Origin of the sequence: Caballeronia sp. GACF4 (assembly GCF_023631025.1) — a bacterium.
Lineage (GTDB): Bacteria > Pseudomonadota > Gammaproteobacteria > Burkholderiales > Burkholderiaceae > Caballeronia.
In genome coordinates this window covers 84,884-111,481 of the sequence record NZ_JALQDW010000009.1, presented here as the reverse complement: position 1 = coordinate 111,481, position 26,598 = coordinate 84,884, and the positions used below count along the sequence as shown (strand labels likewise).

23 protein-coding genes and 1 pseudogene are annotated in these 26,598 nt (G+C 62.2%); 13 read left to right on the top strand and 11 right to left on the bottom strand.

Annotated features, from left to right (window positions below):
- Nucleotides 1-13 precede the first annotated feature (13 nt).
- Nucleotides 14-478, bottom strand: a complete 465-nt coding sequence (locus tag NCR40_RS10355; protein WP_250509398.1) for a hypothetical protein — start codon at nucleotides 476-478, stop codon at nucleotides 14-16.
- Nucleotides 479-996: 518 nt separating this feature from the next.
- On the opposite strand from NCR40_RS10355, the gene NCR40_RS10350 reads away from it, so the two are divergent.
- From NCR40_RS10350 to NCR40_RS10340, 3 genes are all read left to right on the top strand, one after another.
- On the top strand, nucleotides 997-1,632 hold the full coding sequence (locus NCR40_RS10350; RefSeq protein ID WP_250509397.1) for a DapH/DapD/GlmU-related protein: 636 nt from the start codon (nucleotides 997-999) through the stop codon (nucleotides 1,630-1,632).
- 384 nt (nucleotides 1,633-2,016) lie between these two features.
- On the top strand, nucleotides 2,017-3,750 hold the full coding sequence (locus NCR40_RS10345) for an FAD-dependent oxidoreductase (protein ID WP_244826035.1): 1,734 nt from the start codon (nucleotides 2,017-2,019) through the stop codon (nucleotides 3,748-3,750).
- A 130-nt stretch (nucleotides 3,751-3,880) separates the two neighbouring features.
- Nucleotides 3,881-4,339, top strand: a complete 459-nt coding sequence (locus NCR40_RS10340; RefSeq protein ID WP_244826034.1) for a hypothetical protein — start codon at nucleotides 3,881-3,883, stop codon at nucleotides 4,337-4,339.
- A gap of 7 nt (nucleotides 4,340-4,346) precedes the next feature.
- Here NCR40_RS10340 and NCR40_RS10335 read toward each other — a convergent pair whose 3' ends face one another.
- Entirely contained in the window at nucleotides 4,347-5,549 is a 1,203-nt protein-coding gene (locus NCR40_RS10335; RefSeq protein WP_250509396.1) for a glycosyltransferase, read from the bottom strand.
- A gap of 20 nt (nucleotides 5,550-5,569) precedes the next feature.
- The gene (locus NCR40_RS10330) at nucleotides 5,570-7,048 is read right to left on the bottom strand and encodes an O-antigen ligase family protein (protein WP_250465396.1); all 1,479 of its coding nucleotides are present in this window, start codon (nucleotides 7,046-7,048) and stop codon (nucleotides 5,570-5,572) included.
- A gap of 463 nt (nucleotides 7,049-7,511) precedes the next feature.
- On the opposite strand from NCR40_RS10330, the gene NCR40_RS10325 reads away from it, so the two are divergent.
- Nucleotides 7,512-8,651, top strand: coding sequence for an acyltransferase family protein (locus NCR40_RS10325; protein ID WP_250509395.1), 1,140 nt, complete (start codon nucleotides 7,512-7,514; stop codon nucleotides 8,649-8,651).
- Between the two features lie 81 nt (nucleotides 8,652-8,732).
- Here the strand turns inward: NCR40_RS10325 and NCR40_RS10320 are convergent, their stop codons facing one another.
- Nucleotides 8,733-9,914, bottom strand: coding sequence for a glycosyltransferase (locus NCR40_RS10320; protein WP_250509394.1), 1,182 nt, complete (start codon nucleotides 9,912-9,914; stop codon nucleotides 8,733-8,735).
- Nucleotides 9,915-10,311: 397 nt separating this feature from the next.
- Here NCR40_RS10320 and NCR40_RS10315 point away from each other — a divergent pair, with 397 nt between their 5' ends.
- Together NCR40_RS10315 and NCR40_RS10310 are read left to right on the top strand one after the other, a co-directional pair.
- Entirely contained in the window at nucleotides 10,312-11,559 is a 1,248-nt protein-coding gene (locus tag NCR40_RS10315; protein WP_244826027.1) for an oligosaccharide flippase family protein, read from the top strand.
- Complete coding sequence (locus tag NCR40_RS10310; RefSeq protein WP_250509393.1) at nucleotides 11,560-12,642, top strand: glycosyltransferase family 4 protein; 1,083 nt, start codon at nucleotides 11,560-11,562, stop codon at nucleotides 12,640-12,642. It begins immediately after the preceding gene.
- A 170-nt stretch (nucleotides 12,643-12,812) separates the two neighbouring features.
- Here the strand turns inward: NCR40_RS10310 and NCR40_RS10305 are convergent.
- A pseudogene (locus NCR40_RS10305) lies at nucleotides 12,813-12,896 on the bottom strand (DegT/DnrJ/EryC1/StrS family aminotransferase); the annotation flags it as partial.
- Between the two features lie 287 nt (nucleotides 12,897-13,183).
- Between NCR40_RS10305 and NCR40_RS10300 the strand changes: the two are divergent.
- The 3 genes from NCR40_RS10300 to NCR40_RS10290 all read left to right on the top strand — a co-directional run bounded on the left by NCR40_RS10300 (nucleotide 13,184) and on the right by NCR40_RS10290 (nucleotide 15,108).
- Nucleotides 13,184-14,005 carry an alpha/beta fold hydrolase gene (locus NCR40_RS10300; RefSeq protein ID WP_244826023.1) on the top strand — a complete coding sequence of 274 codons (822 nt, stop codon included), beginning with the start codon at nucleotides 13,184-13,186 and terminating at the stop codon, nucleotides 14,003-14,005.
- Between the two features lie 171 nt (nucleotides 14,006-14,176).
- A complete protein-coding gene (locus tag NCR40_RS10295) occupies nucleotides 14,177-14,644 on the top strand; it encodes an ImmA/IrrE family metallo-endopeptidase (protein ID WP_244826021.1) in 468 nt (155 codons plus the stop codon).
- The gene (locus NCR40_RS10290) at nucleotides 14,641-15,108 is read left to right on the top strand and encodes a hypothetical protein (protein WP_250509392.1); all 468 of its coding nucleotides are present in this window, start codon (nucleotides 14,641-14,643) and stop codon (nucleotides 15,106-15,108) included. Before NCR40_RS10295 ends, NCR40_RS10290 begins: the two co-directional genes overlap by 4 nt.
- 46 nt (nucleotides 15,109-15,154) lie before the next feature.
- Here NCR40_RS10290 and NCR40_RS10285 read toward each other — a convergent pair whose 3' ends face one another.
- The 5 genes from NCR40_RS10285 to NCR40_RS10265 all read right to left on the bottom strand — a co-directional run bounded on the left by NCR40_RS10285 (nucleotide 15,155) and on the right by NCR40_RS10265 (nucleotide 20,736).
- A complete protein-coding gene (locus NCR40_RS10285; RefSeq protein ID WP_250509391.1) occupies nucleotides 15,155-16,264 on the bottom strand; it encodes an MraY family glycosyltransferase in 1,110 nt (369 codons plus the stop codon).
- 45 nt (nucleotides 16,265-16,309) lie between these two features.
- Nucleotides 16,310-17,380: a UDP-glucose 4-epimerase GalE gene (gene galE, locus NCR40_RS10280; RefSeq protein WP_244826017.1), complete on the bottom strand. Its 1,071-nt coding sequence runs from the start codon at nucleotides 17,378-17,380 to the stop codon at nucleotides 16,310-16,312.
- 24 nt (nucleotides 17,381-17,404) lie between these two features.
- Nucleotides 17,405-18,544 (bottom strand): glycosyltransferase family 4 protein, encoded by a 1,140-nt coding sequence (locus NCR40_RS10275; RefSeq protein ID WP_250509390.1) that lies wholly within the window; start codon nucleotides 18,542-18,544, stop codon nucleotides 17,405-17,407.
- Between the two features lie 123 nt (nucleotides 18,545-18,667).
- A complete protein-coding gene (locus NCR40_RS10270) occupies nucleotides 18,668-19,477 on the bottom strand; it encodes a glycosyltransferase (RefSeq protein ID WP_250509389.1) in 810 nt (269 codons plus the stop codon).
- A complete protein-coding gene (locus NCR40_RS10265) occupies nucleotides 19,474-20,736 on the bottom strand; it encodes an oligosaccharide flippase family protein (RefSeq protein ID WP_250509388.1) in 1,263 nt (420 codons plus the stop codon). The genes NCR40_RS10270 and NCR40_RS10265 overlap by 4 nt, the downstream gene beginning before the upstream one ends.
- Before the next feature lie 449 nt (nucleotides 20,737-21,185).
- Here NCR40_RS10265 and NCR40_RS10260 point away from each other — a divergent pair, with 449 nt between their 5' ends.
- Entirely contained in the window at nucleotides 21,186-22,586 is a 1,401-nt protein-coding gene (locus NCR40_RS10260) for a phosphomannomutase/phosphoglucomutase (RefSeq protein ID WP_244826013.1), read from the top strand.
- A gap of 64 nt (nucleotides 22,587-22,650) precedes the next feature.
- On the opposite strand, the gene NCR40_RS10255 is transcribed toward NCR40_RS10260, so the two are convergent.
- Nucleotides 22,651-23,085, bottom strand: coding sequence for a DUF29 domain-containing protein (locus NCR40_RS10255; RefSeq protein WP_250509387.1), 435 nt, complete (start codon nucleotides 23,083-23,085; stop codon nucleotides 22,651-22,653).
- Nucleotides 23,086-23,282: 197 nt separating this feature from the next.
- On the opposite strand from NCR40_RS10255, the gene waaC reads away from it, so the two are divergent.
- From waaC to waaA, 3 genes are all read left to right on the top strand, one after another.
- Nucleotides 23,283-24,278 carry a lipopolysaccharide heptosyltransferase I gene (gene waaC, locus NCR40_RS10250; RefSeq protein ID WP_244826011.1) on the top strand — a complete coding sequence of 332 codons (996 nt, stop codon included), beginning with the start codon at nucleotides 23,283-23,285 and terminating at the stop codon, nucleotides 24,276-24,278.
- A gap of 68 nt (nucleotides 24,279-24,346) precedes the next feature.
- The gene (kdoO, locus tag NCR40_RS10245; protein ID WP_250465374.1) at nucleotides 24,347-25,231 is read left to right on the top strand and encodes a Kdo hydroxylase KdoO; all 885 of its coding nucleotides are present in this window, start codon (nucleotides 24,347-24,349) and stop codon (nucleotides 25,229-25,231) included.
- 44 nt (nucleotides 25,232-25,275) lie between these two features.
- Nucleotides 25,276-26,598: a lipid IV(A) 3-deoxy-D-manno-octulosonic acid transferase gene (waaA, locus tag NCR40_RS10240; protein ID WP_250509443.1), complete on the top strand. Its 1,323-nt coding sequence runs from the start codon at nucleotides 25,276-25,278 to the stop codon at nucleotides 26,596-26,598.

Here is a 26,598-nt window from a genome sequence, read left to right as displayed (position 1 = left end):
AACCCTTGTGTTTTTAGTAGGGCGACTTGTAGATGTCTCTGGCGCGCGCGGCATTGGCCGGAGGCTTGAGTCCCGCCGGCGTGGGATAGAGCGTGGCCGCCGCGCCTTGCGGCATCAACATGGCCTTGGCGGTGGCTGCATCGTTTCTTCGACCCGTTGCCCGCAACTGCGCACCCGCACCGGGATTGCCGACATAGCCGTTCTGCTGGGCCAGCAACTTGTCGGTGGGCGAGATGCCCTCAGTGGTCTGCCCGTTCGTGATGGGTCCGCGCTTACCACCTTTGCCGTTGGTCGGCGCGCCATACGGGTCCGAATACGTCGATGGACTTCCGAGCAAGTCCATCTCACCCGCGCCGCCCGCGGCCTGACCGTTGCTCATGGCGGCATCGGCGAAATTGCCTGCATGTGCAAAGGGCGCCGCGGCGAACGCGGTCGCGGCGATGAGCGGGTATAGCACTACACGTAGCGCGTTTTTCATCGAAATCTCCAAAACGGTAGTGCGAAGTTTCCGCAAGTCGGCAGGTGATTGTCTGGTCGCAAGACCTCATTCGGTGCGCTTCGTGCATCGATTCGGTGAACCCGGATACAACGCATGCAACGAATAAATCGGACATGAAAACAGGATATGGCGCGGAACCGATCACTACCGCCAAAAGCCCTGCAGATGCGGCCATTCGTGTATTAGCGCACGCGGGCTCGTGCACCCTTCGCCGATAATCAACCTACCGTATGCGCCTGAGCCGCGCTGCATAGGCATGCTTTCCCTGGCAACGGGCGGGCGGCATGCAAGGCATCTCAAGCGATCATGCGTATCAGAAAAGGTAAGACGAGTACGCCTTGAAGCGTACCTAAGGACAAGGCCAAACACGAGTCGCCAGAAAACAAAAGCGCGCTCGATGACAGGCACCGTGCGACAAGCGCTGCATAGCAATGAATCGGCAGTATGCGGGCAGCTGGGCGAGTAGTGAAGCGGAGTGACTGGGGCGGGGGTTCCTAATGGACAGAGCGATCGAAGAGCGTGGCATCGGCGCGGCCAGAAATGGCAACGCTGGCGAGACTGCCACACGGCGCGCGGCGGCGTCGGGCAAGGTCATCGACCTGTCGCTCGCGGGTCCCGGCAACTTCGTTGCGAAGCGCGGCTTTCTGACCGAGCTCGTGTGGTTCTTCATCGAAGCATGCTTCATCAATAACAAGCTCATTCCGGTCTCGTTTGTGCGCGTGGCGCTTCTACGCGCATTCGGCGCGCGTATCGGCAGCAACTGCCGCATGCCGCATCCCATTCGCGTGAAGGCGCCGTGGAATCTCGAGGTCGGCGACAACTGCTGGTTCGGCGTCGATGCCTGGATCTACAACCAGACCACGATTCGCATCGGCTCCAACGTCTGCATCTCGCAGGGCGCGTTTCTCACTACCGGCTCGCACGACGTGGGCGGCAACATGGACTTGCAGGTCGCACCGATCGTGATCGAAGACGGCGTCTGGATCACTTCGAAATGCGTGGTGCAGATGGGCGTGACCATCGGGCGCTCGGCAGTCGTCACACCGCTTTCCGTCGTACATCGTTCGCTCGATGCGGAAGGCGTGTATGGCGGCAACCCAGTGCGCTTCATCAAAAAACGCTTCCCTGCATGAGTTTTATCGCGGTCGCGCGCTTCGTGATCGACGCGGCCCGGTCGTTTTTGAAAGCACAAGACATCTGAGGCACGGAGACAAAGCGCGCGCGGCGTGATGCGGGCATGTGATGCCGCGTATCACGGCGGGCTTTCGTGAACCGACAGCGAAGGAGACTTGCAAGCTCATGCGGAGCCCTGCGGCAGCACACGCGAACAAGCGCGAATAGCGCGTATATGGCGTACAGGGCGCCGTCGGGATCGTTCGAATCCGGCAAGAAGATGCGTCGCCAAGACGAGCGACGCCTCGCAACCGGATGCGGCGTTTGGACAACGGGTCAGGGGCGCGGTGCATTGCCGGCAACATGGCACACCGCTTAAGCACGAGTAAGAAGGAGCACGGGGCATGTTCATTGACAGCCGAAGCGTAGAGCAAGGCGCGGTAATCGATACCACGGTCTGCATCGTCGGGGCGGGGGTGGCCGGCATCACGCTGGCGCTCGAACTCGAAAGGCAGGGCATCGACGCGTGCCTCCTGGAAAGCGGCGGGTACAAAGCGGACGACGAAACGCGCGATCTGTATCGCGGCGAGAACGTCGGCGTGCCGTACGAGTTCGCCGATGGTTGCCGCAGCCGCTTTCTCGGCGGCAGCAGCAATTGCTGGGGCGGCTGGTGCCGTCCGCTCGATCCGTGGGATTTCGAAAAGCGCGACTGGGTGAAAGACAGCGGCTGGCCTTTCAGCCTGGACGAGTTGCGCCCTTACTATGCGCGCACGCATCAACTGCTGCAGCTCGGCGAGAATAATTTCGATCCGGCCTACTGGGAAGCGGCGATTCATCGTTCGGATGTCAAGCGTCATCCATTCCCGACGGGCAAGGTGCGCGACACGATCTCGCAGTTCAGCCCGCCGGTGCGCTTCGGCAAGGTGTATCGCAAGCATCTGCTCGATGCGAAGAACGTGCGCGTGATGCTGTACGCGAACGCGATGAACATCGACACCGACACCGACGCACGCACCGTCACGAAGATCGATATCGGCACCATCAGCGGCCGGCGCTTTGCGATTCGCGCGAAGGTCTTCGTGCTCGCGACAGGCGGTATCGAGAACGCGCGTCTGTTGTTGTCGTCGAACAAGGTGCAAAAGGCGGGTCTCGGCAACGGCAACGATCTGGTGGGCCGTTACTTCATGGACCATCCGCGCATCATGTCGGCGAAGGTGAACTTCAAGAAGGAATGGGCGCGCAACAAGCTCTACGACATCAAGTATCACTATCAGAACAAGGCGGTCTCGGCACACGGTACGTTCATCTCTTCGCAATTCGCGCTCACGCAGTCCGTGCTGGAACGCGAGAAGCTCCTGAACGCGCGCTCGTGGTTCTATTCGGTGTTCCGTGGTGAGAACACCGAGGGTTCCGAAGCGTTGATCCGCGCGAAACAGGCCATGCTCAAGAAGGATCAGCCGGGCTACAGCATGGCGGGCGACCTCATGACCATGATGGCGCATCCCGTCGATACCGCGTGCTTCGGTCTTGCGCGTCTGTTGCAACCGCGTTCGCTCATCACCGAAGTGAAGATTCAGACGATCGTGGAAGCGGAGCCGAATCGCGACAGCCGCGTGACGCTCTCGGCGCAGAAAGACGCGCTCGGAATGAATCGCGTGTCGGTGGACTGGCAAGTGACCGAGCTCGTGAAGCGCACCTTCGATCGCACGGTGACGCTTCTTGCCGAGGAACTGAAGCGCGGCGGCGTGGCCGACGTGGAGCTCGACGAGCCGCTCGAAGGCAAGCCGTGGCCCGCGCAGCTCGAAGGCACGTGGCATCACATGGGCACGACGCGCATGCACGATTCGGAGAAGGAAGGCGTGGTCGATCGCAATCTGAAGATTCACGGCATGAGCAACCTGTATGTGGCGGGCAGCTCGGTGTTCCCGACGGTCGGCGCAAACTTCCCGACGATCACGATCGCCGCGATGACCCTGCGTCTCGGTAGCCATCTTGGCCGCATGCTGAAGAACGATGAAAGCACGCCGGCAGCGACGCTCGTCTCTTCGTCCGGCACGCCGCTCAAGGGTATCGTCACCGAGGAAATGCCGATGGCCGCATCGGCCATGCATATGCCGGGTGATCTTAGCAAGGCGTGAGGCAGGGCAGCAGCACCTGAAGCGCAAAACGCCGCCGGTCGTCGAGGACCGGCGGCGTTTCGTTTTGATGCGTGCGAGCGGGCATCGCTATAATCGCCGTCCACACCCGGCTTTTTTAGGTATATCGCTCGTGAAACTGCTTATCGCCCTGACACTTGCCCAGCTCTTGCTCGTAGCCTGCTCGTTCTCCGAAACCGAGGCGCAGAAGGCTGGCCGCTTCACACGCACCGAGCAATCGCTCGAAGAGGCGCAGCGCAACGCGACCGTCGAATGCAACGACGCCGCGCAATGCGACGCGGCCTGGAAGCTGACGAAGACGTATGTGGAAAAAAGTTCGAAGGAACGTCTGTTGCGCGCGGACGATGTCGCGATCGACACCGACATGCCTTCAGGCTCAGGCAAGCCGGTCTATTCGGCGACGCGCACGGCGAAGGGCAGTGGCGCAACCATCGTGCTATATGCGCAATGCCGCGACATGTACGGCGAAGAGCGCACCGTGGGCTCGGACTACAACGGCTGCGCGGAAAAGATCATCGCCACGCAGAACGGCTTCGTCGATTACCTGAAGGCCAATCTGGTCGCGAAATAAGCACGCATCAACCGGCTTGCCGCTTCAAACGCAAGGCATCGGTCCTGCCGCCGCGCGGTCCCGCCGTTTCGCGCAGCACGCGGACGAGATCCTTCGACATGGCGTCGACATGAAAGCGTTGCATGAAGGTCTTGAGCGCTTGCTCGCGCATGGCTTCGACCTTGGCGGTATCCATGCGCAGCCAGGTCGATAACGCATCGGCGGCGCCCTCGACGGTATCGGTCGTCACGATTCCCGCGCCGTCTTCTTTCACTTCGCGCCAGATGTTGACCTTGTCGGAGATCAGCACCGGCAAGCGCGAACCCAGCGCTTCCGCAACCGCAATGCCGAAGTTCTCCTGATGCGAAGGCAGCGCGAAGACATCGCTCGTGCGAAACGCGCCCCACTTCAAGTCACCACTTAGCATGCCGGTCCACGTCATGCGAGTCTCGATGCCGAGTTCCTTGGCGAGCGTACGCAGATTCGCGGCGAACTCGCCGTCGTCGGGACCGGCCATCACGAGATGCGCGTTCGTGTCGATATCGCGCACGTTGGCGAACGCCTTCAGCAGCAAGTCGCAGCCTTTTTTCTCGTGAATACGGCCGAGAAACAGAATGGTGCGCTTGCCCGCGAGTTGCGGAAACTTCGCCAGGAACGCTTCGCGCAACGCGGTGGAATCGGCGGGCGGCGGACGCGTGCCGAACGCGACCACTTCCTCATTCGCGCGATACAGTTTGAACGACTCGCGTGCAAGCAGTCGCTCTTCCTGCGTCGTGAACAGCACGCGGCGCGCATCGCGCAGGACGCGATATTCGGCCCACGGCCAATAGAGGCTTTTCTTCAGATGCTTGAGCGGATACGTGCGCTTGAACCACGGATCGAGCATGCCGTGCGGAAACACGTAATAGGGCACGCTGCTGTCGCGCAGAGCCTTCCACGTGCCGTAGCCGTGATACTGCCAGAGACCGTTGACGATCACGGCATCGAAGCGCGTTGCGTGTTCCTTGAGCCACGGCACGAGCTTCGGCGTGAGTCCGTAGAAGCCGCGCGCCGGCCCCAACGCATGAAGACGCAGGGGAAAACTCGCGAGCCACGGTGCATCGGGTGCGTCGAGTGAGACCACTTCGATCTCATGGCCCATCGTCTGCATGCTGATGCCGCTTTGCAGCACGCCTTCGATGGGACCGCCCGCGCGTGGATCTACAGTGGAAAGCAGATGCAGAATCTTCATGGCGTATGAACTGGCTCGTGTCAGGCGGACGGCGCGAAGGTGCTCGCGCCCGGCGGCGAATCGCGCCGGCCGTCGTCATGATGACCATGCGTGAGGCCCGGTGCGTGCGATGCGTGCGTCGGCAAGGCATCGGGCGTGGGCTCGAAAAACGGCTGCATGTCGGGATGCACGGGACCGAAGGGACTTCTGAACGATGGCCGCGGCGCCGCCGTCTCAGCCGCACGCGTGCGCAATGCATGAGCGATGCGCGCATAGGCGGCGACCAGCAGACCGAGCGCGACGCCGAACACGATGCCCGAGAAACGGTTGCCGAGTGGATTGCCGCCCACCGACGTCGCGGGCAGCGAGGCGACCACGAGCAACGCGCGTCCGAGCACCGGCAGATACATCACATCCGGCGCGCGATGCTTCCATGCGCGATACGCCATGGAGCCGCGATAGAGCGCCCACAGCAACGCGATCGGCAACGCAATACCGAACATGATGCCGCCCGCGAAGAACTGATAGACCCAGAAGTTGTGGCCGGCCGCCCATTCCTTGATCGCGTAGAAATCCTTCTTGGTCATCTGACCGGCGAGGTCCGGCAGATACGTCGGCGAATAGCGATAGTCGTGACCGTAACCGAGACCGACCGCGACGGAGAGTGGCGAGGCCATCGTCTGATCGTATTGATCCTTCATCTCGGCAAGGCGCGTGATGGTGGTCGGATCGCGGCCGGACTCCGTGTCTTTCGAGAACGACATGCGCTGCGCCCAGTGCTCGGCAACACTCGGGAAGAACGCGGCAGACGCGGCCACCATCGCGCCGAGAAGCGCCGCGATCATGACCGCGCGCAAGCCGGCCGTGAAGAGATGGCGGATGGACGGCGCGGCAAGCCAGGTCGCATAAATGAACAGCAGGATGGTGCCGACGAGCAGACTGCGCGTCACGCTGAGCAGTTCGATCACCACGGTGCCGAGAAACAGCAGCGCGGTGAACTTGGTGACGCGCCGCGCGATGACGAACTCATGCAGCAACAGTCCTTGCAAGCAGAGGAACGTCACGGAGACGATGCGAAAGCGCACGCTGTCGAGGCCGCCGCCGGTTGCCATGCCGTAGGCGAAGCTGAAGACGAGCGAGGCGATCATCGACCAGTACATTGCGCGTTCGATCTGTTCGAGACGCTGAGAGTCCCACGGACGGCATGCGACGAAATAGCCGAGCAGCATCAGGAGGAACGGCAGAATCACGCGCATGTAGTTGCCGGAGTCGTTGCCCTGCAACACCTGCGTGGCGATACTGCCGACCATGGTGAGCATGAAGAGCGACGTGATGACCGTGCGCAGCCGCGAGCGATAAGCAAAGCGCGGTCCGATCAGCATAAGCGCGATGGCGGCGCCGATGGAAGGCACGGTGAGAAGAATCTGGATGGCCTTGCTGGCTGTCTCGGCGGCCTTGAAGTCGAAAGCGAGCGGCAGCAGGAAGAGCCAGATCCAGACGACGGCGAACTTGTTGCGCATGGCGTTCTCTTTAGATCGCAAAGCTCTTCGAGCTTCATATCCTCGCGGCGTCTGCCGCTGCATACCCGGAAAGCCTGAGTCGCGTTTCGTTTCGTGATGCTGTTGATGGATGCGACGGTTCCGGGAGCCCCGTATTTGTGGGTCGAATATATCAGCGGGTTTTCGAGCATGCCGTCGCGGCGGCGTTTTGCGACTAGCGTTAGGCGCGAAACGACGGACGCCCATGTGCGCCGCACCACGCTCGCCGTGAGCGCTTAAAGACATTGTTGCCGAGCGCGCATACGAGATTCGCCGATGTCGGCTAACTGCGCGATTCTGGCGGATCGCAACGATAGTCTGGACCGATTATTGGACAGCCGCGATGCTCGTTCTTCGTGCACGAGCGTGCGTGCGCGCGCCGTCGACGGGACAGTCAAATGCGGCGTCAACTACAACAGAAAGACCTTCGCAGAAGGGGGAAGACATGAGCCTGTTCGGCGTGCCGCGCATTCAGGGAGCGAGTCGCTCGATCGAGCTCGACTTCATCCGGGGTCTCGCGATCATCGCGGTGATGGGATATCACTTCCATTCGTATCCCACGGGTAGCGCGTTTATCGCGGCGATCGAGTATCCGCTCAAGAGCTTCGGGCACGAAGGCGTGAATTTGTTCTTCACGCTGAGCGGCTATCTCGTCGGCGGATTGCTGCTCAGGCAATACGCGCAAGAGGAACGTATCGATGCGGGGCGCTTCATCGTGCGTCGGATCTTCAAGATCTGGCCTGCTTATTACGCGCTGATTCTGTTTCATGTGGTGGCGGGACGGCATCCGACCGATACCTTCCTCGTGCAGAATCTCACGCACATGCAGAACTTCTTTGGTTCGTCGATTGCACAGACCTGGAGTCTTGCCGTCGAAGAGCATTTCTATCTGTTCCTGCCGTTGCTTCTGATCGTGCTGGCGCGGTGGCGTGCGGATTTCAAGACGATTCTTGCCGTACTGGGATCGATCTGCGTGGTGGTGTTGGTTGCACGAAGTATCGCGGTTTATAACGGGCATCTCGAGGAGACCTTCTTCTATACGCAGTACCGCATCGACAGCTTGCTGTTCGGCGTGATGCTCGCGACCGTTCGTTGGCTCAAGCCGAATATCTATCGTTCGATTGCGGCGCAAAAGCACTTGCTGATCGCGATGGTCGTCGGCGTCGTGTTGTGGCTCGTCTTCGGAACGCGCAACGTGGCGCTCGATCAGAGTATCGGCTATACGATCCAGGCGATCGGATTCTGCGCGCTCATCGTGCTGACGCTCGAATATTCGAAGTCGACCAGGCAGAGCAAGATTTATCGCGTGATCGGATGGATCGGGGTGTATTCGTACGGCATCTATCTTTGGCATTCGCTGGCGCTGGCTCCGGGCGACATGCTCATTCGCCGGGCCGCGGCGCTGCATGTGCCGGCCATTCCCGCTTGGTTCGCGATCATGGGCGCGCAGTTCGCTATTGCCATCGTCGTGGGATACGTGACCACGCGCGCTGTCGAGTTTCCGTTCCTCAAGATTCGGGACGCGCTTTTTCCGGCGAAGCGGAAGGCGGAGGTGCCGGTTTCGGCGGTTGAGCCGCAGGCTTGATCGGCTCACGGGAGCAGGAAAAAAGAAGCCGCCTTTCGTGAGGAAAGGCGGCTTCTCTCGTTGATGCACCGCAAAACGCCATCAAACCGCCTGCCGCAACGTCTCCTTGAATTGCAGAAGCGTATTGCGCTCCAGCAGATGCCCCGACGCGAACGGCGCCACGCGTCGTGCGAGCACATCGTCGAGCGCCTGATTGATCGCAGCGGGCGAAAGCTCGTCGACCACAGGCCCAAGCTCTCCCGTGCGGCAGAACCATCCGATCAAGCCATCCGCGGTGGCAATCACCGGCTTGCCGAAGCGGAACGCCTGCACGAGCACGCCGCTCATGCCGTAGTGCCCTTTGTATCCGAGCCAGACGGCATCGCAGGCCGAGAAGAGATCAAGCTCCATCTCGGCGGGAATGAAGCGGTCGAACACCACGGGCACGGGCGCCTTCAACTTTGCGATTGCCGTTGCGAGCCGAGCGCGCACGTCTTCGTCCTGAGCGCCGGCAATGACGAGCGTCGGCGACTGCGCACTCGGGCGTTGCGCGAGCGCTTCGATCAGTTCGAAAAGGCCCTTGCGTTCGTTGATCGCACCGTAGACGAGCACATGCAGCCCATCGGACAAGCCGAGGCGCTGGCGAGCCGCTGAAGGCTCGGCGGCGCGTGCGTCGGGAAACGGATCGGCGAGATATTCGATCGAGGTCGTGTCGCGAGCGGCGGATACGTTGCGCTTCCACCAGTCCGGCAAGGTCGGGTCGATGGTCAGCAGCGTCTTCATGCCGCCCACGCGAATGGCGCGCGCAAAGAGTCTTCCCTTCACCGCATTCACGAGCGGCCGGCGCGGCGCGCGCACACCCACGAGATGATGATGAAAATTCGAACGCATCGTGATGCCGACCCACGGCGTCTTTGCGAACGGCGAGCGCAGGAACGGCAAAGCGAGCAGGAAGTAATCGACGTAAGGCACCACGACGAGCGCGATGGAACGCCCACGGCTCGCGGTATCGAAGAAATGCTTGAAGTCCTGATGCGCGCGCACGTAGCTGACCGAGTGCAGGCCGCGCCCATGACGCACGGGCGGCGCGACCATCATGACTTCGAGCGCGTCGCCGCCTTGCTCCTGAATCTTCTTCACGAGCGGATGCGCCGCGTTGCCAGGCTCGGTCACGATAATGCAGCGATACCCCGCTTCCATGTAAGCGTTCGCGGCCCATTCGGCATAACGCCAGCGATGCCCGCTGAAATTGGGCTCGATGATGAGGACTTGATCTTTCGCCATTGATTTCACCGTTGCATCCGGCAGATGTGAACGCACATTGAGCGCGAGATGGCTCGCGCCACGCCATAACGCCGACGAAACCGACGTTAGCATCGCCACTGCGTACGCAACGGCCAAATTTCAGCGTTTTTCCGCGTACGCCCTGTGTGCGGGGACACGCTTTGAAATTCGTCAACCCGCATTGACACCCATTTCGGGCCGATTTCGACTACGCGTTGTCGTCCGCCGCAACCGCTGCCACGATACTTTTGGCACAGTCGCCTAAAGAAGAAGCGGCGTCACGCGCGCACCCGTCGTCCGGAATGGGAGCGTTGCGCGACGCGCAAGGTGGTCGAGCGCGCCAGGCCTCAAGCGCGAACGCCACGCCAACGAAATAACAGCAGCGCGGGGAATTCGAGTGAGATCTGTCCGGCTACCTTTCATACCGGCGCGCGGGCGTTTCCAGCAGGACGCCGCATTCTGGGTGCTTCTGCAGCAAGTGGTCGTGCGCGGCTTCGTCGCCGTCAAGTTTCTCGCCATCGGCCGGATTCTCGGACCCGAGGCAATCGGCGCGGTCAGCATCGCGCTGCTCGCGGTGGCTATCGCCGAATCCTTGTCCGATACCGGGCTCGCGCAAGCCGTCGTGCAAGGCCGCGATGCGCCCACGCATAACGAGCTCGGCGCGGTGTGGTCCACGCTAGCGATGCGCGGCGTGCTCATCGGTCTCTTGCTCGCGGTGCTCGCGCCGTTCATGAGCAGCCAGTTCCATATGAGCGGCTCGATCGGGCTGATCCTGCTTGCAGCCGTGTTGCCGATCGTGCGCGGCGTGGCATCGCCCGCGTATTTCATCGTGACGCGGCAGCGCGGCTTCCAGAAGCTCGCGGGCGTCGAGTGTTCCGCGAGTTTCACGGATTGCGCCGTCGGCCTCATTTGCGCGCTCTCGGGCGCGGGCGCCTACTCGGTGCTGATCGGCCTCGTCGCCGGCGAGATACTCAAGACCACGCTCACCTGGAGCAGCATGTCGCCGCGTCCGCCGCTGCGTTTCTCGGTTGCGGGCATCTCGCATTACGTGGGTTTCAGCCGCTGGATCTGGGCGGGCAGCGTGGTCAATCTGCTGCTCAATCAGTTCGACAAGGTGGTCGTCGCCAAGCTGCTCGGGCCGATGCAACTGGGCGCGTATCAGATGTCGTCGAAGCTCGCGCAGATGCTCCTCGCCGATGCCGCCATCGCCATGTCGCAGTATCTGTTTCCGACATTCTCCGAGCATCACCGGCGCGATACGCAAGGCGCGCGCAAGCTCTTCACGCGTTATCTGCTGATCGCGGGCGTCGGGCTCACGGTGCTCGTGATCGTGCTGCGTCTGGCCGCCGAGCCGCTCTTCAATCTCGTGCTCGGACCGGCATGGCTTTCGGCTGTGCCGCTCTTCCGTATCTTCGTGATCAACATGGCGATCGGCGCGATCATCGCGGTGCTGGTGTCGTGGCTGCGCGCGGTCGGCATGCCCAAGGTGGCGACGCACGCGTCGATCGTGCAGGCCATCGTGCTGTGCGTGACCGTGCCCATCGCGACGCACCTATGGGGCGTGACGGGTATCGCCTGGGCCATGACGCTCGGTCTCGGCGCCGCGGCGTCATGGATGCTGTTTCGTATCGTCAGGGAGGCTTGAATGCGCATAGTTCACCTCGTACTTGCACCGCGTCTGTCCGGCGCCGAAGTGCTCGCGAAAGATCTGGCGATTCATCAGCAAAAGGGCGGCGAGTCGGTGGCGGTGGCCTCACTCGTGCCGGCGCACGACGATTTCACGGCGCTCAAGGCGGAACTCGTCGCGAATGGCGTGGAGTGTCTGTTCCCGGAGCGCATGTACGGGCGCTTCGGCAAGCTGTGGCATCTGTATCGCACGATCAAGGACGCGCGCGCCGACGTGCTCTTCGCGCACGCGACCATTCCCGCGTTCTACGCGCGCATGCTGCCGCTCAACGTGCCGATCGTCTATGTGATGCACTCGGCCACCAACGACTTCGAGAGCGAAGCCTTCAGGCGCGTCGAACGTCTGTTGTCGCGGCGGGCGCGCGCGGTGATCGCGGTGTCGCCGACCAATATCGACGATTATGTGGACGCGGTGGGCCGTCATCCTTCGATGACGCTGATTCCGAATGGCGTCGACATGGCGCGCTTCGGCAAGCGTCCGGCCGGCAGCGTGACGAAGGAAGCGCAGATCGTGCAGATCGGCCGCTATACGTCGGTGAAGAACCAGCTTTCCACGGTGCATGCGTTTCAGCGCGTCGTCGAGAAAGTGCCGTCCGCGCGGCTCTTGTTGTGCGGCGTGATCGAAGATCCGGCGTATCACGCGGCGGTCGGCGATCTCATCGCCAAGCTCGGATTGTCGGATCGCGTGAGTCTGCAAGGTCCGCGTTCGGATGTCGCGGAACTGCTGTTCTCGTCGAACGTGTTCGCCATGCCGTCGCGTTCGGAAGGGCATAGCATCGCGTTTCTGGAGGCGCTCGCGTCCGGCGTGCCGGTGGTGGCGAGCACCATTCGGCCGTTCAGCTTCGCGGCGGATTTTCCGGGCGTGCATCTCTGCGATCCCGACGATATCGACGCTTATGCGGACGCGCTCGTGCGCGCGCTGACCGAGCCTCGCTCGCATCGTCCGCTTGGTGGGCTCACGCTCGCCGATACCGCCGCGCGATATCTCGCGGTGGCGCGTCAGGTCACGCAGGCGCTGCCGCGTGGCGCCGCGCCGGCTTGAGGTTTCATCGTTGATGGCTTGACGCGGCGGGCGTTCGTCGAGGCTTTGCGCCGGCGTGATGTTCGACCTGGCGCCGCGCCGAGGTTTTTTCACATCTTCTGCGTGCAAGCGGCCATTGCGCCGCTGTCCTTCCCTCCCGAATCCGGAAGACGCGACCGCTTGCCGTTTCAGCTCGAACCGAACGCCTGCGCCGCGTCTTCGATCACGCGCGGCTTGTGGGCGCGCGCGATCGCGTAAAGCCGGTTCATATCCACTCCCGTCGATTCAACACTGGCGCACTCATAATTTTTCGCGTATCAATTGAGGGCTTGCGCCACGGTCGCTGTCCGGACCGCCATTGCCTCGATCCCTTCCAGGCTTCGGCAAGCACGCGCTTCGGATGCGGCGCTTTGCCGTTCGCATCACGTCCGCCGGTCACACAATCGCTTCACACTTCACTGCAGAAATCGCGCGCGTGCGTGATAGGCATCGCCATTGGCGCAGGCTGCAGCGCGGAAACCGCGCTTCTCCCAATTGTTGGATTTTCGAGGAGTTCCACACGATGAGCACGATCAAGACGAAAGACGGCACCTCCATCTATTACAAGGACTGGGGCAGCGGCAAGCCGGTGGTGTTCTCGCACGGCTGGCCGCTCGACGCCGATGCCTGGGACGCTCAAATGCTTTTCCTCGCGGGCAAGGGATACCGCGTGATCGCGCACGACCGTCGTGGACACGGTCGTTCGGATCAACCGTCGGAAGGCAACGACATGGACACTTATGCCGACGATCTCGCCGCGCTGCTCGACACGCTCGATATCACGGGCGCCACGCTCGTCGGCCACTCGACGGGAGGCGGCGAGGTCGCGCATTACATCGGCCGGCATGGCACGAAGCGCGTGGCCAAGGCCGTGCTGATCGGCGCGGTGCCGCCGCTCATGCTCAAGACCGAGGCAAATCCGGACGGCTTGCCGATCGACGTTTTCGACGGCATACGCCAGGGTGTGGCTGCGGATCGCTCGCAGTTCTATCAGGATCTGACGATGCCGTTCTACGGCTACAACCGCGAAGGCGCGAAGATTTCGCAGGGCGTGCGCGACCTGTTCTGGCTGCAGGGCATGCGCGGCGGCATCAAGGGGCATTACGAGTGCATCAAGCAGTTCTCGGAAGTGGACTACACGGCCGACCTCGAAAAGTTCGACGTGCCCACGCTCTTTCTGCATGGCGACGACGACCAGATCGTGCCCATCGGCGCGGCGGCGGAGAAGGCGTCGAAGATCGTGAAGAATGCGACGTTGAAGGTGTATCCGGGCGGCGCGCACGGCATGTGCACGGTCGAGGCGGATAAGGTGAATGCGGACTTGCTGGCTTTCATCGAGAGTTAAACAGGCTTTGCGTGACTCGTTCTTGCGGGCGAGTCACGCGTTACGCGTTGGCCATTCGGATGAGGTGCGCAGGATAGATGTATCGTGGATGATAGACTCCAGACGACAGGATCGCGAAGGATGACGAAGTAATTGACGCGAGGGTTATTTTGTTGATGGAGGGCAGGAATTATGCCGATAAGAACGGCGGAGTATCTATATTCGAAGTACTGGGATGGTCGGTTGCCGGTCGATCCGGAGGCCATCGCGCGGGCGGCAGGCGTAACGGTCAACTTCGATCCTGATATGGGCGAGGTTTTCGGGCGCTTCGAGAGAGTGGACGGCAAACCGCATATCTACATCAATTCGCGCGAGGGGAAACGGCGGCAGCGATTTTCAATTGCGCATGAACTTGGGCACTTCGCTCTCAGACATGGCAATTCCTTCGTCGATACGGCGAAGCAGTTCGTGGAAGTGCCGCGAAGATTGGTCGAGTTACAAGCCAATACTTTCGCGCTTGAGCTGCTCATCCCGGGTTTTGCGGTCGACATTCTTATCGAAAAAAGGAATATCACGAGCATAAAAAAATTGAGCGAACAGTTTCATGTCGGCCAAGGCGCAATGACGATCAAGTTGGGGCAAATGGGATGGGTTTCATGAACTCAGAAGCTGGGTCGGCGAAAGTGCGAGACGAACGGGTCTATCTGGATACCGACGCTGAGGAGCTATCAGTGACAACGATAGTGCATCCGTATTTACTGAGAGAGCAGGTTGCCGACCGACGGCAATATCGAAGGTTCAGGCATTACACATTCATCGGTATGGCCGGATTGATCGCAGTTCTTCTCGTCATGCTAGCCGCGTGGATTATCACGTTCGGCTGGCGCATTTTCGGTTCTTCAGCCCGAAACTATTCATCGCATGTCGAGTTGTTGCTGGCGCCGCTTGTGGTGCTGGCTTCACTGGTCGCCGTGTCCATGCTGCCCATCGTCCGCCTGGTATTCCGGCAACTCGGAGACAAAGACGACAACAAGAACGGCGTCACCATCTGGCAAACGGTCATCAGCGAAATCGGCGATGCTCTAAAGGAGTATGTGGGTCGCAGCCCCAAATCCCCCGCCTGAAACCAAAACCGCCCGTGCAAGACACGGGCGGTTTAGAAAACATGATTCATTTGCGCACCACGTGCGGCCGTCGAAACACCATCCATCGCGGAACCTTGAATCGCACGATGCTGATGTACAGCCACACGTAAGTCGCCGCAAACACCATCACGAAACAGAACAAATGCAGCGTGTGCCGCCAGAACAACGTCGCGGGAATCACCGCAATCAGGCATAGCAGCCAGAGATAGGGCGAAGTCAGCGAATTGCGTCGCGTGAGTTCACGCGCATTCTGCACGCCGACCGCCCAGCGCATCAGCCGCTTGTAAACCAGCATATGCAGATGCACGCCATCCGGAATTCCCGGCGACATGCCGCGAATGAACTTCTTGCGGTAGATCGAGAAACACGTCTCGAAGATCGGGTACATGAAAAGCAGCACGGGATACCATGCCGAGACATCGCGGTTGCGCATCACGAGCAGGATGGACAGTTCGCCGAGCATGAAACCGACGAAGTACGCGCCGCCATCGCCGAGAAAGATCAGTCCCGCCGGAAAATTCCAGATGAAGAAGCCCATCACCGCGCCCATCATGATGAGCGAGCCCGACAGCACGACCGGATCGTGCACCTGAAACGCCACGTAGGCGAGCGAGGCGAACATCATGAACGTGACCATCGAAGCGAGGCCGTTGAAGCCGTCGATGATATTCACCGCGTTGGCGAGCGCCGCCACCGCGATCACCGTGACCGCGCAGGAAATGACTGCGTAGGAAAGCAGAAAGTCGAGCGGCGGCACGCTGATGCGCGTCACCGCGATATTCAGAACCGCATACGCGAGCCCGGCCGCCGCCATGGTGCAGACAAGCCGGATGAGCGGCGTCACGCGCTTGGTCATGTCTTCGATCAAGCCGGAGAAAAACGCCGGCATGCCGCACGCGATGATGCCGAGTATCCCGCCCGAAACGAGCGGGTAACTCCATCGCAATTGCACGGCCGATACCGTCAGTCCGCACAAAATGCCGACGCCGCCGATGCGCGGCACCGGTCGCGCATGAAACTTCTGCACGCCGGCAAGATCGGTGTCGCCCAGCACGCCTTCATGCAGGTGCGCGAACCGCACGATCAACAACGTCACCAGCAGCGACACCAGAAAAGCAAGCGCGAAACTAAGCATGAAATAGGACCGGTTGATACGAGTGAAGCAAGGCGCCGCGACGCCTCAGGCAAAGCCTCGCGGATTTTGCGACTGCCAGCGCCAGTGATCCGCGCACATGCGCTCGATGCCATGTTCCGCGCGCCAGCCGATCAGCGCGAGCGCCGCGGCCGGGTCGGCGTAGCAAGCGGCGACGTCGCCCGGACGGCGCGGCACGAGTTCGTAAGGCACGGGCTTGCCCGACGCCGTTTCGAATGCCTTGACCACATCCAGCACGCTATAGCCTTGTCCCGTGCCGAGATTGACGACGAAACTTCGGTCGAGCGACTTCAGCGCATCGATTGCGGCAATATGCCCGCGCGCCAGATCGACCACGTGAATGTAATCGCGCACGCCGGTGCCGTCGGGCGTCTCGTAGTCGCTGCCGAACACGCGCAGGCGTTCCAGCTTGCCGACCGCCACTTGCGCCACGTAAGGCATCAGATTGTTCGGCACGCCCGCCGGATCTTCGCCGATGAGCCCGCTTTCATGCGCGCCGACCGGGTTGAAATAGCGCAGCGTCGCGATACGCCACGACGGATCGGACACTTCGAGATCGCGCAAAATTTGCTCGGCGATGAGCTTCGATTGCCCGTACGGATTGGTCGCGGAGAGCGGAAAACTCTCGTCGATCGGCACGCTCTGCGGCACGCCGTACACCGTTGCCGACGAACTGAACACGAAGTTGCGCACGTTGCGCTCGCGCATCACGTTGAGCACGGCAAGCAGGCTGCCGATGTTGTTGCTGTAGTACTCGATCGGCTTCGCGACCGATTCGCCCACCGCCTTCAACGCGGCGAAGTGGATCGCGCCGGTGATCTCGTGCGCATCGAAAATCCGGCGAAGCGCGGCTTCGTCGCGCGCGTCTTCCTGATAAAACGCCACCGGCTTGCCCGCAATGCGCTCCACGCGCTTGAGCGACTCCGCGCGGCTGTTGACGAGATTGTCGATGACCACCACGCCGTAGCCCGCGCCGAGCAGTTCGACGCAGGTATGCGAGCCGATGAAGCCCGCGCCGCCTGTCACCAGAATCGTGCCTCGCGAGGTGGTTTGTGCCGTGTCCTGCGCCGCGTTCTCATGCGCCCCGTTGCCATTCATCGTGTGCTCCCCAGAAATCGAAATTCAGAGTGAAATGCCGGTTATGGCGTGTATTGTGCCCTTGTATCGTTCGACGACATTTTTTTCGTCGAATTCGCGGGTGACTTTCTCGCGGCCGCGTTGCGCCATTGCTTCGCGCGCGCTACGTGGCAGCGTCAGCATGCTTTCGAGTTGCGCGGTGAGGCTGTCCGCGCTCTTGACTTCGCAAAGCAGGCCGTTTTCGCCGTGCGCGACCACTTCGCGGCAGCCGGGCACGTCGGTCGCGACGATCGGACGGCCCATCGCGGAGGCTTCCATCAAGGTGCGCGGCACGCCTTCGCGATACGAAGGCAGCACGACGCAATCCGCCGCCGCGACGAGCGGCCGAACGTCGTTCGCTTCGCCCAGATATTCGACGATATTCTCACGCTCCCACGCTTCTACGTCCGTGCGGCCGATCGCGCTGGGATTATCGACGCCAACGGGCCCCAGCAACTGGAAACGCGCATGCGGATAGCGGTGCTTGAGCCGTCGCGCCGCTTCCACGTATTCGGCCACGCCCTTGTCCCACAAGAGCCGCCCGATCAGGATGAACACGAAGTCTTCGCGTTCGGGCAACGGCTCGAAGGCGAACTCGTCGAGATCGACGCCTTCGCCATGCAGACGGCGCGCGCGATCCGGGTGCACAAGCAGTTTTTCATCGTTGAAGGCGGCGAGATCGTCCTGATTCAGAAACCAGATTTCGCGCGGAAAACGGAACGCAAAGCGATAAAGCCGCTTGGCGATCTGCGCCGTGCGGCTTTTCTGGATGAACACGTAGCCGAGTCCCGTCGTCACCGCAATCGACGGCACGCGCGCCAGCATGGCCGCCAGCGAGCCGTAGATATTCGGCTTGATCGTGTAGTGGAAAACGAGATGTGGACGCGTCGCGCAATATTCGCGATACAGCGCGACGAGCGTCTTCAGGTCCTGACGCGGGTCCGTGCCTTTGGACGCCACCGGCAATTCGACGCAGCGGCAGCCCATTGCCTCCAGCGGCTCGAACGTGCGGTCGCGCGGCGCGATGATCGTCACTTCGGCTCCGTTGTCCGTCAGCATGCGCAGCACGCCGCGCCGGTAGGTATAAATGGCCCATGCCGTGTTGCACACGAGGGCGATGCGAAGGCGCTGCGGTGGTTTCGTCATCCGGAAGTCGTTTTTTTACGGTTCGCCGTGCAAGGCGGAACACGCCGCGCGCTTGCGCTTGTGCACGGCCAACCGTAGCGCAAAATCAATCGAAAGCAATTCGACAATAAGTTCAGGGTGCAACTATTTCGTGGGCGTGGAAGGCCGCAGCAGTTTCGCCTTCAACGCCTTGAGCGCGCGATACGGCAGCAGCAGATGCGCAATGCTCTTGCCGATGCCCGCCCAGTCGAACACGTTGCCCGCCCGCAAGTAACGCCATTGCAGGCGCAGCGTTGACAGCGTCTGCGTGCGGCGTTTCGTGGCGCTGATGCCGTTCTCGTTCAGCTCGTAGTAAAGACCGAACGCTGGCAGATTCGCGCCGTCGTAGCGTGCAAGCAGACGCAGCAGCAGATCCAGGTCTTCCGCCGCGCGATAGTCCGCGCGATAGTTGCCGACCTCGCGCACCGCCTCGACACGCAGCATCAGCGAGGGATGCGCGAAGCACGAGCGCGCGAGCATCATGCGGCGGATCGTGTCCGGTTCGGTCGGCGGCGTGAGATCGAAGAGCGGCGCGCCGCCGGTGGCTACCACGTGCGTCCACATGCCGAGCGCGGCCACACGCGGATGCGCCTCGAGATACGCACGCTGCATCGCGAGCCGCCCGGGCGTCGCGAGATCGCCGCTGTCGATACGCGCCGCGTAGCGCAAACCGCGCGCGGCAAGCGCTTCGATGCCGGCCTGCAACGCGCGCTCGATCCCGCCGTTTTCGGGCAGTCGCAGAATCGCGATCCGCATGCCGTCGATGATCGGCGCGACGATGGGTGGCGTGCTGCCGTCATCGACGATCAGCACTTGCACGGGCGACGTTTCATCGAACGAGGCGAGCGTGCGTTCCAGGTCGGCCTGACCGTTGTACGCGGGAATGAGGACGGCAACATCGGAGAGAGCGTTCATGCTGACAGGCGCAAGCGTATGTAATAGAAATTCACCGACGCCGCCGCCAGATAACCCGCAGCCAGTCCGATCAACGCGCCGTAGCCTTCGAAGCGCGGAATGGCGAACGCATTCACCGCGAACGCGACGCCGAGCGCGAGCAGCCATTTCGCGAGCAGCACGTACTTCGCCTGAAATTTCAGGACCACGAGATTGCCGATTGCCTCGATGCCCGCCGGCACCGAAAGCCACACCGCCCAGCGGAAAATTTCCGTGGCGCCCGCATAGTTCGGCCCGAAGACTCGCGTGATGATGAAGCCCGCGAGGGCGTCGAGCACGGCGGCGCCGGCGACCATCAAAACGGCGGTCAGCGCGAAGAGGCGCCACAGATTGCGCTTCAGTTGCGCGGTGTCCGTCACGCGATAAACGAACGCCGGCGCGATGGTCTGCGCCAGCATCAGCGCAAGCGCGATCCAGTTTTCGTTCAATTGCTGCGCGGCGGAATAAAGCCCGAGTTCCGCGAACGATACGCGATGCGCGAGCATCAGCCGGTCGAGTTTAAGGAACAGATACATGCAGATGAGGCCGATCCAGAACACCATACCCGCGCTCGCGAAGTGCCTGAAGAGCGCGCGGTCGAAGTGCCAGCCGAGCCTGCCGCCGTGCCGCCGCATGTAATACACGAGAAGCACGCCGCCTATCGCCGCCGCTTCCAGCGCCCACAGCCAGCCGAAACTCGCCGCGCTCATCGCCATGCGCACGAAAGCATAGACGAGCGCCGCCTTGACGATGGCCGTGAACATGCTCGCGATCAATTGCGGCTTGCTGTAGGTCATGCTCTGCAGCCACGCGTTGATCACGCCGATGAACGGCTCGCGAAACAACATGGTGAGCGCAAGACCGGCGAGCATGGCGCCGACGAGCGGGTCGGTGAAGCCCGCCGCGATCCATGTCCAGGTCATGACGAGCGCAATCGCCGATACCGCGATGCGCAACACGAAGGCGCTGCCGAGCACGACGCCCGTGCGCGCGGGCGGTTCCTTCACGATGGTCGGCACCAGAATTTCCGCGCCGCAGACCCACGTGATCGGCGCGATGACGAGCAAGAGCGTATTCGCGTACTGCCATTTGCCGAACGCGTCCGGGCCGAGATAGCGCGCGAGCAGCCCCGAAATGACGATGGCCACCGCAATCTGCGTCAGCCTTTCGAGCCCGAGCCAGACGATGTTGGCGAGCGCCCGCGCGACGTCCGGATTGCCCGAGCGCGTCAACGCCTTCATGCCGCGCGTACCGAGGTGTGGTCGGGCATGCCGTGTGCTAGCAAAACCTGACGGTCCGACGCTTTCGCGATTTTCGCCAGCTTCGTGACAAACGTTCGCCGCAACGGAAAATAGTTTTGTGTGGTGGCGCGCGAAGGCGCCTCATTCCCGGGCATCGAGGCGAAAGAGCGATTAGGCATTGGATTAGAATGAGCGCGCGAGGCTTTGCCGCGACGCGCAGCATGAAAACGTGGAAAGCGCTGAAAGACAGCGATTATAAGTGCGAACCGAAGCTCGATCCTCGAAGCCGCGGTCGCGATGCGCAAGCACACTTGCAGGCAGAATTCGAACCGTCATCTGGCATGCGCTTGCATGCCGGCGCGTTTTACATCGATCACGTTTCGACCTGCACGCCCTCATGGCTGCATCGCCGAGAATCCATCAATCAAACGAGAAGAGGTAGCCATCTTATGACCCAGGTATCCCAATCCATTTTCAAGGCCTACGACATCCGCGGCATCGTCGGCAAGACGGTCGACAAGGACGTCGCGAAGAACATCGGCCAGGCGTTCGGCAGCGAGATCCGCAAGCAGGGCGGCGATTCCGTCGTCGTTGCGCGCGATGGTCGTCTGTCCGGCCCGGAACTCGTCGGCGCGCTCGCGGACGGCCTGCGCGCGGCGGGCGTCGATGTCATCGATATCGGCATGGTGCCGACGCCCGTCGGCTACTTCGCCGCGAGCGTGCCGCTGCCCTTGCCCGAGGGCGAGCGGCGCGTGGATTCGTGCATCGTCGTGACGGGCAGCCACAATCCGCCCGACTACAACGGCTTCAAGATGGTGCTGCGCGGCGCGGCCATCTACGGCGAGCAGATTCAGAGCCTGTATCAGCGGATCGTCAACGACGACTTCGAAACGGGCGAAGGCAGCTACACCGAGTTCGACGTCCAGCAGATCTACCTCGACCGAATCCTGTCCGATGTGAAGCCGGTGCGCGGCATGAAGATCGTCATCGATGCAGGCAACGGCGTCGCGGGCGGTCTCGCGCCGCGTCTGTTCAAGGCGCTCGGTTGCGAGCTGGTCGAACTCTTTACGGACATCGACGGCAACTTCCCGAACCATCACCCGGACCCGGCGCATGCCGAGAATCTGCAGGACGTCATGAAGGCGCTAAAGGAAACGGATGCCGAGATCGGCTTCGCATTCGATGGCGACGGCGACCGTCTCGGCGTGGTGACGAAGGACGGCCAGATGATCTATCCGGACCGCCAGCTGATGTTGTTTGCGCAGGAAGTGCTGTCGCGCAACAAGGGCGGCCAGATCATTTATGACGTGAAGTGCACGCGCAATCTCGCGAAGTGGGTGCGCGAGCAGGGCGGCGAGCCGGTCATGTGGAAGACGGGCCACTCGCTCGTGAAGGCGAAGCTGCGCGAAACCGGCGCGCCGCTCGCGGGCGAAATGAGCGGTCACGTGTTCTTCAAGGACCGCTGGTACGGCTTCGACGACGGCCTTTACACGGGCGCGCGACTCCTCGAAATCCTTTCGCGCGTGGACGACCCGAGCAAGCTGCTCAACGACCTGCCGAACTCGCTGTCGACGCCTGAATTGCAGATCAAACTGGAAGAAGGCGAAAACTTCGAACTGATCGGACGCTTGCAGAAGTCGGCGAAGTTCGAAGGCGCGGACGATGTGCTGACCATCGACGGATTGCGTGTCGAATATCCGGATGGTTTCGGTCTCGCGCGTTCGTCGAACACGACGCCGGTCGTGGTGATGCGTTTCGAGGCGGACACCGAAGAGGCGTTGAAGCGCATTCAGGAAGATTTTCGCCGCGTGATTCTGGCTGAAAAGCCGGACGCGAAGCTGCCGTTCTGATTTGGACGGAGTGGGTCTAGATGGTTGGGAAGCGGGGCGGTTGGGCAAACCGCGCCGTTTTTCATTAGGAATAAAACTTTGCCGAAAGAATCTGCTCGGTCGACCAGGACAGTTCTTCCGGGAACGCATCCAGTCCTTGTTCTTCGGCGGCTTTCGAAACGGCATCGGCCCACGTTCCGGTGAGCCGGCCCGAGTCGCGCAACGAAGTGTTCAGACTCGGCGTTTTTTGCAGCGCGACGCCGACGCCGACGGCGCGGCGCTGTTCCCTGATCGTAGGCTGCCAACTCGAGCCACGACGTCCCGGTTGGTATTGCCACTTGAGAAGATGCGCAAGCAGCACGGCCATACGGCTGGAAAGCTCGCGTTGTTCGCTCTTGCCGACGTCCTCGATTTCCTCTGCGATATGTTCCACATCGATGGCCGAGAACTTACCGGCCCGTAGCAGCTCGGCTTGTTCCCGCGCCCACGCCACCACGTCCTGTTCGTAACGCGTTCCCATCGCAACTCCCTTTGTGATCGGATATCCGGTACGGCTTGCCCGGTGATCGTCATGCAATCCGCTTTTTTGCGCCCTTAAATCGCTTCAGGAGACAGCGAGCGCCGCCGCGCGCACAACCCGCGCTAAAATCCCGTTTCCCCATCTCCAATTCACCGCGAGAATCGCCCGAACGCGAATCCGCGCCTGTCCCAATCAGCGTGCAAAAGATCCTGATCGTTCGCGTGTCGTCGCTTGGCGACGTCGTTCACAACATGCCGGTTGTCGCCGACATTCGCCGCCGTTATCCCGATGCGCGGATCGACTGGCTCGTCGAGGAAAGTTTCGCGAGTCTCGTCGAACTCGTCGATGGCGTGCATCGCGCGATTCCGTTTTCGCTGCGGCGCTGGCGTAAGAGCTTCGCGTCGCCCGCGAACTGGCGCGAGATCGGCAGGTTCAAGCGCCAGCTCGCCGCCGAGAAATACGATCTCGTGATCGACTGTCAAGGGCTCATCAAGACCGCGTGGGTCGCGAGCTGGGCGCGCGGGCCGCTCGTCGGCCTGGCGAATCGCACGGAAGGCGCGGGCTTCGAATGGCCCGTGCGCTTTTTCTACGACCGCCGCGTGCCGATCGAGCCGCGCACGCATGTGGTCGAACGCACGCGCCAGCTCGTGGCCGCCGCGCTCGATCTGCCGCGCCCGCAGCCCACCGACGATATCGACTTCGGCATCGATACGCGCCGTGCAACGCTCGCCATTTCAGAGCTCGGGCTGAATCTGCCGGTGCCTTATGTCGTGTTCGTGCACGCGACCTCCCGCGCCGACAAACAATGGCCCGAAGCCGCGTGGATCGAGCTCGGACAGGCGCTCGTCACGCGCGGTGCATCGATCGTGCTGCCGTGGGGCAACGAAGCCGAACGCGCGACGAGCGAGAAACTCGCGAAGGAATTCGGCGCGGCTGCCATCGTGCCGCCGAAACTCTCGCTGCCCGCGGTCGTCGGGCTGATCGATGGCGCGGCCGCGACCGTTGGCGTCGATACCGGGCTGGTTCATATCGCGGCGGCGCTGAAGCGTCCGACCGTCGAGTTGTACAATTTCTCGACCGCCTGGCGGACCGGCGGCTACTGGTCGCCGAAGGTCGTCAATCTTGGCGACGCGAGCCGGCATCCCACGTTGTCCGAAGTCAAGGCAGCGCTCGCGGGCTTCGGTCTCTTGTAGCGTGCCGTGATAGCGTGCCCGTCGCGCATTACGTTTCCAGGCGCCAAGCAACTCAAGGTCGAAGGCACATGACGGAATCTCAAATCATCGAAGTCGCTTCGTGCGATTGGCACGGCAAAAATCTTTCCGTACCGCGCGAAACGCTGCTCGCCGGCGTCGAAAACGGCAAAGTCCTCTATTTTCCCAATCTGCGGTTCGAGATTGCGGGCGGCGAACAGGCGCTGCTCGACCCGCGCATTGCAGACCCGAAGCGCAAGAACATCAGCCTCGCGCCCAACGGCGGCGCGCTCGCGGGCGTGCTCGGCGACAACGTGATGCAGTCGGCGGTGCGCTCGCTCATCGCGCGCTATCAGACGAACGCACGCTCCCTGGTGGATGGCCTCTTCCCCGAATACGACGGCAAGTTGCGCGTCGCGCCAACCAGCTTGCGGCTGCATCAGGTGGAAACGCGCGAGACATCCTGGCGCAAGGACGACAGCCGTCTTCACGTCGATGCCTTTCCGTCGCGGCCGAATTACGGCGAACGCATTCTGCGCGTCTTCACCAACGTGAACCCGCAAGGCGCGCCGCGCGTGTGGCGCGTGGGCGAGCCGTTCGAGGACATGGCGAAGCGCTTCCTGCCGAACATCAAGGCGCAGACGCCGGGCGCGGCGTGGCTCATGAATCTGCTGCACATCACGAAGTCGAAGCGCAGCGAATACGACCACCTGATGCTGCATCTGCACGACGCGATGAAAGCCGATCTCGATTATCAAAAGGTTTCGCCGCAAGTGACGATGCCGTTTCCGCCCGGCTCGGTATGGGTCTGTTTCTCCGACCAGACGTCGCACGCGGTGATGTCCGGCCAGTTCATGATGGAGCAGACGTTCTTTTTGCCCGTCAAGTCGATGGCGCGGCCTGAGCGCGCGCCGCTCGGCATTCTCGAACGTCTCAAGGGCAGGGCGCTCGTTTGAACGGCGCAGCTATCGGAGCCGGCGCGCCGCCTGCCTCGGCGGTGCTGATGAGGCTCGCGTATCGCGCGGCGTGGTGGCTCGTCGCGCCGCTTGCCGTGCTGCGCCTGTTGATTCGTTCGCGCAAGGAGCGCGGTTATCGCGAGCATATTGCCGAGCGCTTCGGTCGCGGTCCCGCGCGCCGCGCCGACGATCTCGCGCCGCTCGTCTGGGTGCATGCGGTGTCCGTGGGCGAGACGCGCGCGGCGCAACCGCTCATCGAAGCGTTGCTCAAGACGCATCCCGAAGCGCGGCTGCTCATTACGCACATGACGCCAAGCGGCCGCGCGACCGGCGAGCAGCTTTATGGCGATCGCGTCATGCGCGCTTATCTTCCCTACGACTCGCCGCGTTTCGTGCGGCGTTTTCTGCGTGCTTGGCGGCCGTCGCTCGGCATCGTGATGGAGACGGAAGTGTGGCCGACGCTCATCGACGAATGCAAGCACGCGGACGTGCCGCTCGTGCTGACGAACGCGCGCATGTCGGAGCGTTCGTTCAAGCGCGCGGCGCGTTTCGGGCGCGCGGTGCGCGAAGTGTTCGGCGGCTTTTCTCGCGTGCTGGCGCAGACGCCTTCGGATGCCGAGCGGCTCATCGCGCTCGGCGCGCGCAATGTCGCGGTGCTCGGCAACCTGAAGTTCGACATGAGCGCGCCGCCTGAACTCGTCGCACGCGGACAGGCCTGGCGCGCAGCCATCGGCAATCGGCCGGTGTGGGTGGCGGCAAGCACGCGCGAAGGCGAGGAAACTTTGGTGCTGCGCGCGTTCGCCGCGCTGAACGTGCACGATGCGTTGCTGATTCTCGTGCCGCGCCATCCGCAACGGTTCGATGAAGTATCGGCGATGATCGCGGCCGCCGGCATGAAGAGCGCGCGCCGTTCAGTGTGGGCGCCAAAGGCCGTGGCGGCGGGATCGGGCACGGACGTGCCGGAGCCGTTGCCATCGAACGTGCAGGTTTTGCTCGGCGATTCCATGGGCGAACTCGGCGCGTACTACGCGGCGTCGGATCTGGCGTTTATCGGTGGGAGTTTGTTGCCGCTTGGCGGGCAGAATCTGATCGAGGCGTGCGCGGCGGGCGTGCCGGTGCTGATCGGACCGCATACCTTCAACTTCACGCAGGCGACCAACGATGCCATCGCGGCGGGCGCGGCGTTGCGCGTGCAAGACCCGCAGGAACTCGCGCGCGGCCTGCGCGAGTTGTTCACCGACAAGCCGCAGCGTCTCGCGATGAGCGCGGCGGCCGCGGCGTTCGCGGCGCGGCATCGCGGGGCGACGGAGCGCACGGTGTCTATTCTGGGTGCGTTGCTGGACGAGGAGAGCGACGCGGAGCGTTGA